The organism is Frigoribacterium sp. VKM Ac-2836 (assembly GCF_013248995.1).
Classification (GTDB): domain Bacteria; phylum Actinomycetota; class Actinomycetes; order Actinomycetales; family Microbacteriaceae; genus Frigoribacterium.
The window spans coordinates 82,825-95,217 of record NZ_JABRPK010000006.1 but is presented as its reverse complement, the minus strand read 5'-3'; the positions used below and the strand labels follow the sequence as shown (position 1 = coordinate 95,217).

The 12,393-nt window shown below is 70.8% G+C and carries 9 protein-coding genes; 3 read left to right on the top strand and 6 right to left on the bottom strand.

The window, feature by feature from the left end:
• Positions 1 to 22 precede the first annotated feature (22 nt).
• The 5 genes from HRF36_RS14805 to HRF36_RS14785 are packed head-to-tail and all read right to left on the bottom strand — an operon-like array spanning position 23 to position 6,609.
• Positions 23 to 1,204, bottom strand: a complete 1,182-nt coding sequence (locus tag HRF36_RS14805) for a family 1 glycosylhydrolase (protein ID WP_173211218.1) — start codon at positions 1,202 to 1,204, stop codon at positions 23 to 25.
• A gap of 35 nt (positions 1,205 to 1,239) precedes the next feature.
• Positions 1,240 to 2,997, bottom strand: a complete 1,758-nt coding sequence (locus HRF36_RS14800; protein WP_173211216.1) for an ABC transporter ATP-binding protein — start codon at positions 2,995 to 2,997, stop codon at positions 1,240 to 1,242.
• A complete protein-coding gene (locus HRF36_RS14795; protein WP_173211215.1) occupies positions 2,994 to 3,947 on the bottom strand; it encodes an ABC transporter permease in 954 nt (317 codons plus the stop codon). The genes HRF36_RS14800 and HRF36_RS14795 overlap by 4 nt, the downstream gene beginning before the upstream one ends.
• Entirely contained in the window at positions 3,944 to 4,924 is a 981-nt protein-coding gene (locus HRF36_RS14790) for an ABC transporter permease (protein WP_173211213.1), read from the bottom strand. Before HRF36_RS14790 ends, HRF36_RS14795 begins: the two co-directional genes overlap by 4 nt.
• Positions 4,921 to 6,609 (bottom strand): ABC transporter substrate-binding protein, encoded by a 1,689-nt coding sequence (locus tag HRF36_RS14785; protein ID WP_173211195.1) that lies wholly within the window; start codon positions 6,607 to 6,609, stop codon positions 4,921 to 4,923. The genes HRF36_RS14790 and HRF36_RS14785 overlap by 4 nt, the downstream gene beginning before the upstream one ends.
• A gap of 199 nt (positions 6,610 to 6,808) precedes the next feature.
• Between HRF36_RS14785 and HRF36_RS14780 the strand changes: the two genes are divergently transcribed.
• Positions 6,809 to 8,173 carry a globin domain-containing protein gene (locus HRF36_RS14780; RefSeq protein ID WP_173211193.1) on the top strand — a complete coding sequence of 455 codons (1,365 nt, stop codon included), beginning with the start codon at positions 6,809 to 6,811 and terminating at the stop codon, positions 8,171 to 8,173.
• Positions 8,174 to 8,279: 106 nt separating this feature from the next.
• On the opposite strand, the gene HRF36_RS14775 is transcribed toward HRF36_RS14780, so the two are convergent.
• The gene (locus HRF36_RS14775; RefSeq protein ID WP_173211191.1) at positions 8,280 to 9,449 is read right to left on the bottom strand and encodes a LacI family DNA-binding transcriptional regulator; all 1,170 of its coding nucleotides are present in this window, start codon (positions 9,447 to 9,449) and stop codon (positions 8,280 to 8,282) included.
• A gap of 165 nt (positions 9,450 to 9,614) precedes the next feature.
• On the opposite strand from HRF36_RS14775, the gene acs reads away from it, so the two are divergent.
• Positions 9,615 to 11,672, top strand: coding sequence for an acetate--CoA ligase (gene acs / locus HRF36_RS14770; protein ID WP_173211189.1), 2,058 nt, complete (start codon positions 9,615 to 9,617; stop codon positions 11,670 to 11,672).
• A 108-nt stretch (positions 11,673 to 11,780) separates the two neighbouring features.
• Complete coding sequence (locus HRF36_RS14765) at positions 11,781 to 12,386, top strand: nitroreductase family protein (protein WP_173211187.1); 606 nt, start codon at positions 11,781 to 11,783, stop codon at positions 12,384 to 12,386.
• Positions 12,387 to 12,393 lie beyond the last annotated feature (7 nt).

Sequence of the window (12,393 nt, the reverse complement as noted above, 5' to 3'; positions counted from 1 at the left end):
TCGTGACATCTCGGCAGCAGGCTCAGGCCCGCTCGAGTCCGTTCGCCCGGGCGACCCCGCCGTACCAGTGCGCGCTCGGCTTCGGGGTGCGCTCGAAGGTCTCGCGGTCCCAGCCGATCAGGCCGAAGGTCGGGCGGAACCCACTGGCCCACTCGTAGTTGTCGAGGGCGCTCCAGTGCTGGTACCCCAGCACCTCGATGCCCTCGTCGATGGTGTCGTGGACGTGCTCGAGGGCACCCTGCGTGTAAGCGATACGGCGGGTGTCGTCGGCCGTGGCGATGCCGTTCTCGGTGACCATCACGGGCACGTGGCCCGAGAGCTCCCACGCGCTGCGGATGCCCTCGGCGGCGGCCGGCGGGTAGAACTCCCAGCCGGTCAGCGTCGTCTCGAGCCCCTCGGCGACCGGCCGCGGACCCTCGGGCCCGACGAAGGTCTGCGTGTAGGCCTGCACGCCGACGAAGTCGTCGCCCGCCGCCATCTCGCTGTACCAGTCGTCGCGCACGTAGCCGTACTCGCGCGTCCTCTCGGCGGCACCGGGCTCGTCGACGGCCTTGAACGCCTGGGTCGCGACGGTCCAACCCGACTTGATTCGCGGCAGCTGTGACAGCACCTCACGGCTGCGCTTGTGCGACGCGAGCAGAGCATCGGCGACCTCGAGGTCAGGGTTCGGCAGCCCGTAGGCGACCAGGTTCGAGGCGTCCTCACCGCCGGCCAGCATCGCGGCGATGTTCGGCTCGTTGATCGTGCAGACGTACTCGACGCCTTCTGCGACGACCGGCAGGGCGAGCTCGGTGTAGCGCGCGAACAGGTCGGCGGCGTCGGGTGCCCGCCAGAAGCCGTCGCGCTCGAACCAGCGCGGCACGGTGAAGTGCATCAGCGTGACGATCGGCTCGATGCCGAACTCGTGACAGGTCTCGACCATGCGGCGGTAGTGCGCGATCTGCGCCTTGCTCACGACACCGCGCTCCGGTTCGATGCGGGCCCATTCGATGCTGAACCGGTAGCTGTTCAGCCCCAGCTCGGCGAGCAACCGGATGTCGTCGCGAAAGCGGTTGTAGCTGTCGGCGGCGTCACCGCTCGGCTCGACGATGGTCGTGCCCGGCGTGTGCTCGTGCACCCACCAGTTGCTGTTGACGTTGTTGCCCTCGATCTGGTGCGCCGCGGTCGCGGCACCCCACAGGAAGCCGTCGGGGAAGGTCAGCACAGGATGGTTCCTTTCGGATGGAGCGAGAGGGGGTGTCAGGAGGCGCGGTGCGAGCGGCGCGGGTTCGGCACGGCGTCGAGCAGCCTCACCGTGTAGGGGTCGGTCGGCCGCTGCAGCACCTCGGCTGTGTGCCCCCGCTCCACCACGGCGCCCTGGTTCAGCACCATGATGTCGTCGGTGATCAGGCGCGCACTCAGCAGGTCGTGCGTGATGTAGAGCATCGAGACGCCCCACTGCTCGCGCAGGTCCTCGAGCAACGCGAGCACACCGGCCCGCAGCGAGACGTCGAGCATCGACACCGGCTCGTCGGCGATGATCACCTGCGGGTCGCTCGCGAGCGCCCGGGCGATCACGACACGCTGCCGCTGCCCACCCGAGAGCTGGTGCGGCAGCTTGGCCGCGAACTGCTCGACCGGCGTCAGACCGACCGTCTCGAGCAGCTCGAGCACCCGGCGCCGCGCCTCCTGACCCTCGAGGCCCGTGTAGTTCACGACCGGTCGGGTCAGTGTGTACTCGACCGTGTGCAGCGGGTTGAGCGCGGCGTAGGGGTCTTGGAAGACCATCTGCACGTCGCTGCGGAAGCTGCGCAGGGCGCGGCCGCGCAGGCGGGTCACGTCGGTGTCGCCGAACGTGACGCTGCCGCTGGTCGGCTTCTCGACGCCGGTGACGAGCTTCGCGATCGTGCTCTTGCCCGACCCGCTCTGCCCGACGAGGGCGAGCGACTGACCCGATTCGAGCGTGAACGACACGTCGCGGACGGCTCGCACGGGGTCGTCCCCCCGACGAGGAGGCGCGTAGGTCTTGGTCACGCCGCTCACGGTGATCGCGTGCTGCGCCGTGCGCCGGCCACGCGTGGCGACGGTCGGCACCGAGGTCGTCGTGTCGACGCGGCGGTCACCCCGGGCCCGACGGACCGAGCGGTCCTCGAAGCCGGGCAGCGAGACGACCTCGGCGCGCGGGTCGGCGTAGTGCGACAGCAGCATGCGCGTGTAGTCGTCCTGCGGGTCGGCGAGCACGTCGGCCGAGCGACCGTCCTCGACGATGCGCCCCTCGTGCATCACGAGCACGCGCTGTGCCGACTCGAGCACGATGCCGAGGTCGTGGCTGATCAGCACGGCCGTGAAGCCCTCGCTCTGCTGCAGCGAGATGATCGTGTCCATCACGGCGTGCTGCACGAGCACGTCGAGGGCGGTGGTCGGCTCGTCGAAGACCATCAGCTGCGGCTCGAGCGACAAGGCGAGGGCGATCGAGACGCGCTGACGCATGCCGCCGGACAGCTCGCCGGGGAACCGCGCGAGGACGCCCGGGTCGAGCTCGACCTTCGCGACCAGCTCGGCGGCGCGGCTGTGCCAGCGATCGCGAGGCACGTGGCCGTGGGCCTTGAAGACGTCGACGAAGTGGTTGCGGATGGTGCGCACCGGGTTCAGCGCGTTCATGCCCGACTGCAGCACCATCGCGAAACCGCCCTGCCGCTGCTGACGCAGGGCCTCGGCGCCCAGGTCGCGCACGTCGGCGCCGTCGAACCAGATGCTGCCGCCGTTGGTGCGTGCCGGAGGCTTCTGCAGCCGGGTCAGCGCGTAGCCGAGCGTCGACTTGCCCGAGCCGGACTCGCCGACCAGGCCGACGAACTCGCCGCGCTTCAGCTGGAACGACACGTGGTCGACCGCCTGCACCGGCGTGGCGCCGGCGCTCTCGTAGACGACGCTGAGGTCGCGGACGTCCAGCAGCACGTCGCCGGCGGAGGACGAGGCCGAGGAGGCGGTGGGCTGGTCGGTGAGGTCCGTGGCGGTCACTTGCGCGCCTCCTTCTTCTGCTTCGCGCCTTCACGAAGTCGGGGGTTGCCGACGGCGTCGACGCCGAAGTTGATCAAGGTCAGGCTCATCGCGAGCAGGGCGATGCAGAGGCCCGGTGCGAAGAGGAGTATCCACTGGCCGGTCAGCAGGGCGTTCGAGTTCTGCGCCCAGTAGAGGATCGTGCCCCAGCTCACGATGGACGAGTCGCCCAGCCCCAAGAACTCGAGGCCGGCCTCGGCGAGGATCGCGCTGGTCGCCGCGCCGAAGAACGACCCGGTGATGAGCGAAGTCATGTTGGGCAGGATCTCGCGGAAGACGATGCGCCCCGAGCTCTCGCCCGAGAACCGCGCCGCGGTGACGAAGTCACGTGAGCGCAGTGACTGCGTCTGACTGCGCAGGACGCGCGCACCCCAGGCCCAGCCGGTGATGACGATCACCGCGAGGATGACCGCGATGCCGCCGTTCTGCAGGTAGGCCGCGATGACGATCATCAGGGGCAGCCCCGGGATCACCAGGAACAGGTTCACGACGAACCCGACGACGTCACCGCCGAAGCCCTTCATGTAGCCCCAGCTCAGTCCGATCGCGACGGCGACGAGGGTCGACAGCACACCGGCCACGACGCCGACGAAGACACTGATGCGGGCGCCGTAGATCAGTTGGCTCAGGACGTCCTCACCGGCCGCGGTCGTGCCCATCCAATGGGCCCAGCTCGCGTCGGCGTTGCGCTCGAAGCCGTTCTCGCTGCCGCCGTAGGGGGCCAACAGCGGGGCGAAGATCGCGACCAGGACGAACAGGCCGAAGATGACGACGCCGATCTTCGCCTTGGGGTTCGACCAGATGGTCGCGGCCATGCGGCCCATGGTGAGCCAACGGCTGGGCGCCTTCTGCTCGGCGGGGCCGGTGGGGGGCGCGCCCTCTGGCAGGTGGACGGACACGGTGGAGGTCATCGGCGGGTCCTTGGGTCGAGCACGCCGTACAAGATGTCGACGAGGAAGTTGGCGACGAGCACGCTGACCGTGATCATCAGGAAGAGGGCCTGCATCAGGGGGTAGTCCTGGCCGATGACGGCGTTGAACAGCAGGTAGCCGATGCCGGGGTAGCCGAACACCTGCTCGACGAGGATCGAACCGCCGACCACGCCACCGAGGGCGAGGCCGAAGCCGGTCAGGTTCGGCAGGATCGCGTTGCGCGCGGCGTAGCGGACGGCGACCGTGCGGCCCTTCAGACCGTTGGCCTCGGCGAAGGTGACGTAGTCGTCGCCGAGGGTCGAGATCATCGCGTTGCGCATGCCGAGGATCCAGCCGCCGAGGCTCGTCAGCAGGATCGTGATGGCCGGCAGCACCGCGTGCTGCAGCGCGTCGCCGACGAAGGCGGGTGTGAAGCCGGGCGTGGTCGTCGCGCCGTAGGCGCCCGTCGTCGGGAACCAGTGCAGGACGTAGCCCAGGAAGAAGAGCAACAGCAGGGCCGTCCAGAAGTACGGGAAGGTGCTCATGAAACTGCCCGACAGGGTCGGCAGGGAGTCGAGCCAGGTGCCGCGCTTCCAGGCCGCCGCGACGCCGATCAGGGTGCCGAGCACGAACGCGATGATCGTGCAGACCCCCACCAGGATCAGCGTGAACGGCAGGGCCTGGCCGACCAGGTGGCCGACGGTCTCGGGGAAGAACGTGTAGCTCGTGCCGAAGTCGAGACGCACGACCTGACCGAGGTAGCTGACGTACTGCTGCAGCACGTTGCCGCTCGGCACCCCGAGCTGGGCCTCGATCGCTGCGCGGGTCGCGTCGCTGACGGGACCGTTCTGCGACAGTTTGGCGATGGCGGCGTCGGTCGGGCTCCCGGGCATCAGCCGCGGCAGGATGAAGTTCAGCGTGACCGCCGCCCACAGGGTGAGGACGAAGAGGCCGAGCTTCTGGGCTGCGTACTTCACTTGTCGTCCCCTTCGGTCGAGACGCGCTTGAGCTTCGTGAAGATCAGCAGCGGGGCCTGGTCGTAGTTCTGCGGGGCCATGTACGGGTTCTCGGCGGAGGGCCAGCCGGTGAACTTCGAGTCGTTGAACAGGCCCCAGAGACCGCCGTAGTACAGGCCGATCACGGGCAGCTGGTCGTAGACGACGTTCTGCAGCTGGTACGCGTACTGCTTCTGCTGCTCGGGGTCGGTCGTGGCCTTCCAGTCGTCGAGCAACCGGTCGACCGCCGGGTCGCTGAACCGCTCGAAGTTGGCCGCCGTGGTCTCGCCGACCGGGGTCGCGAACTGGCTGTTGAGCAGGTTGTTGTACGCCTGGTAGACGTTGCCGTTGCCCATGCCGCCCATCGCCATGTCGAACTCACCGTTCGCGATGGCGGACTGGTAACCGGCAGGTTGAGGAGCCTGGATCTGCACGTCGATGCCGATCGCACCCAACTGGCTCCGCACCTCCTGGACGGCTCGCAGCCAGTCGGTGTACCCGTTGGCGGTCAAGATGGTGATCTTCAGCTGCTGCCCGTCGGGGCCGACGAGCCGGTCGCCCTGCTGCGTGTAACCCGACTCGGCGAACGCCGCGAGGGCACCGTCGACGTCCTGTTCGATCACGCCGGCGTTCGGGATCGACGGGTCGAGGTCGTCCTGCTGGTTCGGCAGGATGAGCCCGGTCTGACCGGCCGGCTCGAGGTAACCCTCGGTGGCGGACTCGGCGATGGGGCCCCGGTCGAGGGCCAGCGCGATGCCGCGACGCAGGTTGACGTCGTCGAAGGGCGCCTTGGTGAGGTTGGGCACGAGCCCGATCACGCCGCCCGGCGGGAACCAGAACTGGTTGTCGGGGCTGGCGGCACCCCAGGTCCCCTCGACGTCGCTGATGAACGAGTACGACCAGTCGTAACCGCGGGTGACGGTGTCGAGCTGATTGTTCGTCGCGGGCAGGATCAGATGCCCGATCTCGATCTCGTCGGCCTGCCAGTAGGTCGGGTTCTTGTCCATCGAGTACTGCTGCGGCGAGTAGTTGCCGAGTGTGAACGGTCCGGTACCGACCGGGTCGGGGTTGCGGAAGGTCGTGGGGTCGTCGACGTCCTTCCACAGGTGCTCGGGGACGATCGTCGTCTGGCCGATGATCTCCATCGCCGGGACGTCGTCGGTCTGCAGGTGGAAGACCACGTGCTCGCCCTGCTGCTCGATCGTGTCGATGTGCTGCCAGGCACCCTTGAGGTCGAGCGTCGGGTCGGCCTTGATCAGGTCGAAGGTGTAGACGACGTCGGCCGGGGTCATCGGCGTGCCGTCGGACCACTCGACGCCGTCGCGGATCGTCATGTCGATCGTGCGTGCGTCGGGCAGGACGGTCTCGCTGGCGAGCCAGGGCGTGATCTCGCCGTCGAGCGGGTTGATCTCGAGCAGGGGCTCGTAGATCCAGGTCGAGGCCGTGCGCTTGTTCGTGAGGAACGGGTTGAAGTTGCGCTCGAACTGCGGGTTGCCCTTGTCGGCGTTGATCAGCATGGTGTCGGCCCCGATGCTGGGGTCGGGCTGGCTGCGGATCTGGATGCTGCAGCCGGTGGCCACGAGCACGGCGGCCGTGGCGGCTGCCAGGGCCCCGAGGGTGCGGAGGCGTCGGCGCGGGTGTCGCCGAGGGGGTTTCGCGTGCGTCATCGCCACGTTCTCTCATTCGTCGTCGAGGTGAGCTGGGCCCACTGTAAGCGCATACATAACCGCTGCGCAAGCAGAAGGCCGGACGAGGAGGCGCGAGATCGTTCGACGCCGAGCCAACCGTCAGGGGATGCCAGGGCCCGCACGCCAGAATCGGCGTCGGGCACCGGTCGCGGTGCCGCGGCCGACCGGAGGGACCCGCATGGCCAGCACGACCCAGCTGCGAGCGCTGCGCGCCTCCGTGCCCGCGGTCGCCGAGCGGGCGCACGACATCGCCGACGACTTCTACCGCCGCCTGTTCGCCTCACGACCCGACCTGTTGCGCGACCGATTCAACCGGGGCGACCTCGCGCAGGGCAGGCAGCAACGCGAACTCGCCCGGACGATCGTGGCCCTGGCCGAGGCCGTGCTCGACGCGGCCCCGGGGTCGGGGCGCGAGGCGGGCACCGACCGGCACCGCGCCTCCTCGGGTGGCCGGCCGTCCGGCGTCGACACCGCCCGCCAGGCCGGTGCGCCGACCCTGGCTCCCGCGACACCCGGCGAGATCGTCTCGCGGCTGGCACAGCGACACGCGGCGCTCGGCGTGACGCGCGACGAGTACGACCTGTTCGAGCGGCATCTCGGCGAGGCGTTCGCGCAGGCTCTCGGCCCGGACCTGACGCCCGAGGTGGCCGACGCCTGGGCGGCCGTGTACCACCAGGCCCGCGACGAGATGGCGACGACGGTCGAGGCGATCTACCGGCAGTCCGACCTCGAGCCCGGCGACGAGTGGCGCGAGGCCCTCGTCACCGAGCACCGAGTCGAGGCCGAGGACGTCGTCGCGCTCACCCTCGTCTCGGCCGACAGCGAGGCGCTGCCGCGGTACCGTGCCGGCCAGTTCGCGTCGGTGCAGGTGCGGCTGGCCGACGGTGCGCGTCAGATCCGGCAGTACAGCCTGCGCGGCGGGCACGACGAGCAGTGGCGCATCAGCGCCCGGCTGCTGGCCGGCGAACCGCCCGCGCCCGACGGCGAGGTCTCGTCGCACCTCATGCACGAGCTGCGGGTGGGCGACGTGGTGAGCGTCTCGCCCCCGATCGGCTCACTGACGATCGACGACCTCGACGACGCCCCGCTGCTCTTCGTCTCGGCCGGCATCGGCTGCACCCCCGTGCTCGGCATGCTCGACCACCTGGCCCGCACCGAGCCGGACCGCGTCGTGACGGCCCTGCACTTCGAGCGCACACCCGAGCGGCACGCCCACCGGGTCGAGCTCGAGGCGCTGGTCGCGTCGATGCCGAACGCGACGCTGCGGGTCAGTTACACACAGGGGGCGCTCTCGGCACTCAGCGCGCTGGCCGCGGCCTCCATCGACGGGCCGGGCGTCTACCTCGACCCGATCGACCTCGCCCGGGTCGACCTGACCGCGTCGCACCGGGTGTTCCTGTGCGGGCCGTTGCCGTTCATGGCGATCGCCCGCGCGGCCCTGATCGGCCACGGGGTCGACGCCGACCGTGTGCACTATTTCGTCTTCGGGCCCGACGACGGCAGCGTCACCGGGGCCGACACCGGGCAGGGCGGGCTCCGGTAGGGCTGCCGAGCTGTCACGACGTGCCGTTCACCTCCAGACGTGAGCGGCGCGTCGTGACATCTCGCCAGGCAGGAGGCGCGGCGCGGCGACCGCGGGCGGGCGTCACTCAGAGCGCGGGACAGCTCTCGCGCAGCAACACCTCGACCGGCAGCGTGATTCGCTGCGGGGGCGCGCCGGGGTCGGTGAGGCGCTGCACGACCGCCCGCACGGCCAGACGGCCGAGCTCACCCATCGGCTGACGCACCGTGGTCAGGCGGGGTCGGGAGAACCGGCCGGCGTCGATACCGTCGAAACCCGTCACGAGCACGCGGCCGGGGACGTCGACGCCCTGCTCGACGAAGACGTCGAGGACGCCGAGGGCCGATTGGTCGTTCGCGCAGAGGACGGCCCGCGGCAGCTCTCCGGCCGCCAGCAGGGCCGCCGCCGCCCGGCGACCACCGGCGCGGGAGAACTCGCCCGGTTCGACCCGGGCGGCGACGCGCGCGCCCGACTCCCGATGGGCCGCGAGGGCCCGGTCGAAACCGGCGTGACGGTCGAGCTCGTCGGGCGAGTCGGACGGGCCGGCGACGTAGGCCACGTCTCGTGCCCCGTGCGTGCCGAGGACGAAGTCGGTCAGGGCGTGCATGCCGGCGACGTTGTCGACGCCGACGTGGTCGAGCTCGTCGCCCGGGCGGGAATCGGCCAACACCACGACGGGGATGCGCCGCGACACGTGCGCGAGCAGGTCGCCCGGCACGGTCTGGGCCAACACGGCGAGCCCGTCGACGCGGCCTGCGATGTCGTTCACCATCACCTCACGGCTCGACCCGCGGCCGGCGGCCACCATCAGGGCGAAACCACGCCGCCAGGCCTCGACCTCGGCGCCGCGGAGCACCTCGTCGAAATAGAGGTTCGCCGGGTTCGAGCCGTGGTCCGGCCCTGGAGGCGCGGCGTGGGTCGTCACACCGGGACGCGCCTGCGTGGGGTGGGACGCCCCCGCTCCCTCACGGTCGTCGATCAGCGGGATGCGGGTCGCGTCGGCCACCCGCGCCCAGTCGGGCTCCGGGCCGTCGATGCCGTCGTGGCCCGGCAGGAAGAGCCCGAGCACGCCCGTCCGTCGACCGGCGAGACCGCGGGCCGCGCCGCTCGGCACGTAACCGAGCGCCCGCACCGACTCGAGCACCCGTCCGCGGGTCTCGGGGCGCACGTCGTCGGGACGGCGCAGCACCCTCGACACCGTGGCGATCGACACGCCGGCGTGAGCGGCCACGTCGTACACGGTGGGGGCCTTGGTCACGAGTGGTCCTCCAGGCGGGCGGCGGCGGGTCGCGGACCATCCTAGGTCGGCCGGTGCCCGGGGCCGACCCGCGGCGCCTCGTCCCCACCCTCCCGATCGTGCGCGCGTTACGCAGCGTTGCCGCGAGGCAGCCGCCGCCGCCGTGCCGCCCGTAGCGTGGAACCCATGGCCACCAGCGACACCATCTCGAACCTGCTCGACGAGCGACGGACCTTCACCGCGCCTCCTGCACTCGTCGAGGGGGCCAACGTCACGTCCGCCGAGCACGCGCGAGCCGCCGCCGACCCGGTCGCGTTCTGGGCCGAGGCGTCGCAGCGGCTCGACTGGCACACGCCGTGGACGGTCGCCCACACCTGGAAACCCGTCTCCGAGGGGCCGGACGGCGAGCTCACGGTGCCCGAGGCCACCTGGTTCGCCGACGGAACACTCAACGTCGCCGTGAACTGCGTCGACCGCCACGTCGATGCAGGCCTCGGCGACAAGGTCGCCCTGCACGTCGAGGGCGAGCCCGGCGACCGCCGCGACATCACCTACGCGCAGCTGCAGCGCGAGGTCGTCAAGGCGGCGAACGGCCTGCGGTCGCTGGGCGTCGGCAGGGGCGACCGGGTGGTGGTCTACCTGCCGGTCATCGCCGAGACGATCGTCGTGACGCTGGCGATCGCGCGGCTCGGGGCGATCCACTCGCTCGTGTTCGGCGGCTTCTCGGGCGAGGCCCTGAAGTTCCGGGTCGAAGACACCCGCGCCAAGCTGCTGGTGACGACCGACGGGCAGTTCCGTCGCGGGGCCGCCGTTCCGGTCAAGGCGAACGCCGACCACGCCGTCAGCGGTGACAACGAGATCGAGCACGTGCTCGTCGTCCGACGGACCGGTGACCGGACGCCCGACGTGCCCTGGACCGAGGGCCGCGACCTCTGGTGGCACGACGTCGTCGACCCACAGCCCGACACCGACGAGCCCGAGTTCTTCGACGCCGAGACGCCGCTGTTCATCATGTACACGAGCGGTACGACGGGCAAGCCCAAAGGGCTCGTGCACACGAGCGGCGGTTACCTGACGCAGGCGAACTGGACCCACTGGGCCGTCTTCGACGCCAAACCCGACGACGTGCACTGGTGCACGGCCGACCTCGCCTGGGTCACGGCGCACACCTACGAGATCTACGGCCCGCTGTCGAACGGCCTGACCCAGGTCATCTACGAGGGCACGCCCGACACCCCGCACCCCGCCCGACACCTCGAGATCATCGAGCGCTACGGCGTCACCACCTACTACACGGCGCCCACGCTGGTGCGGACGCTGTCGTCCTGGTTCCCCGAGGGGCTGCCCGACCGCTACGACCTGTCGTCGCTCCGCCTGCTCGGCACGGTGGGCGAGGCCATCAACCCCGAGGCGTGGGTGTGGTTCCACGAGCAGTTCGGCCGCGGCCGCTGCCCGATCGTCGACACCTGGTGGCAGTCCGAGACGGGGGCCGCCGTCATGGCCCCGCTGCCCGGCGCCGACACCCTCAAGCCGGGCTCGTCGCTGCGGGCCCTGCCCGGGCTGTCGACCGCGGTGGTCGACGACGCCGGCGAGCGCGTGCCGAACGGCAGCGGCGGCTACCTCGTCGTGCAGCAGACCGGGCCAGCGCTGGCCCGCACCGTGTGGGGTGACCCCGAGCGCTACCGCGACAGCTACTGGGCCACGTACTGGCGGCAGGGCTGGTTCTTCTCGGGCGACGGCGCGAAGTACGACGCGGACGGCGACATCTGGCTGCTGGGCCGGGTCGACGACGTGATCAACGTGTCGGGTCACCGTCTGTCGACCATCGAGATCGAGTCGTCCCTCGTCGCGCACCCGGCCGTCGCCGAGGCGGCCGTGGTCGGCGTGGCCGACGCGCGCACCGGTCAGGCGATCGCCGCCTTCGTGGTGCCGTCCGCGCGACCGGAAGGAGGCGCGGTGCGAGACGCCGGGGACGCCGCCGAGCCGGCGGTGTGGGCTCCGCTCTCGGGGTCGCTCTCCCCCGCGCTGCGTGCCCACGTGGCCGACCAGATCGGGCCGATCGCGAAGCCCGCCACCGTGCTCGTCGTGCCCGACCTGCCCAAGACCCGCTCGGGCAAGATCATGCGGCGGCTGCTGGCCGACATCGTCGACGGCCGCCCGCTCGGCGACACGACGAGCCTGCAGGACGAGACCGTGCCCGGCCGGGTGGCGGCCGTCCTCGCCGAGGCGACCCGCGCCTCCTGACGATCTGTCACCCCCACGGGAATCATGCGTGCGCACACGGAGTTGTGCTGACCGTGGCTCGATGACGCGCCTCGACCCCTCACACCGTTCCGAGAAGAAAGCGTCGCCATGTCGATCTCCGAGACCACCGCCGCCCCGACCACCCTCCGCACCGCCGAGACGAGCGCGCCGCTCGTGCCGCTGCTCGATGAGCGCTGGAGCCCCCGCTCGTTCGACCCGACCGCCGAGATCTCGGACCGTCAGCTCGACGCCCTGCTCGAGGCCGCACGCTGGGCACCGTCCGCCGCGAACACGCAGCCTCGCCGCTTCGTCGTCGGCCGCCGCGGCACGGCCACGTTCGACACCATCGTCAAGGCCCTCATGGGATTCAACGCCGCCTGGGCGGGCAACGCGTCGGCGCTCGTCGTCGCCGTCGCCGAGACCTCGACCGTCGACGGCGAGGTGCGTCAGTGGGCCGAGTACGACCTCGGCCAGGCCATCGCCCACCTGAGCGTCCAGGCCCACGCCGAGGGCTTCCACACGCACCAGATGGCCGGCGTCGAATGGGACGAGATCGTCGCCGCGTTCGGCCTGACCGACAACCTGAAGCCCGTCACCGTCACGGCCGTCGGCGTCGTCGACGAGGCCGACAAGCTGATCGAGGCCCTCGCCGAGCGCGAGACCGCCCCCCGCGAGCGCCTGCCCCTCAGCGAGCTCGTCCTGCGCCGCGACTAGCAGTTCC

What these genes read in the sequence shown, in the direction of transcription:
- HRF36_RS14795 (WP_173211215.1), bottom strand. Translation starts at nt 3,947, where the DNA reads ATGACCTCCACCGTGTCCGTCCACCTGCCAGAGGGCGCGCCCCCCACC.
- HRF36_RS14765 (WP_173211187.1), top strand. Translation starts at nt 11,781, where the DNA reads ATGTCGATCTCCGAGACCACCGCCGCCCCGACCACCCTCCGCACCGCC.
- HRF36_RS14780 (WP_173211193.1), top strand. Translation starts at nt 6,809, where the DNA reads ATGGCCAGCACGACCCAGCTGCGAGCGCTGCGCGCCTCCGTGCCCGCG.
- acs (WP_173211189.1), top strand. Translation starts at nt 9,615, where the DNA reads ATGGCCACCAGCGACACCATCTCGAACCTGCTCGACGAGCGACGGACC.
- HRF36_RS14785 (WP_173211195.1), bottom strand. Translation starts at nt 6,609, where the DNA reads ATGACGCACGCGAAACCCCCTCGGCGACACCCGCGCCGACGCCTCCGC.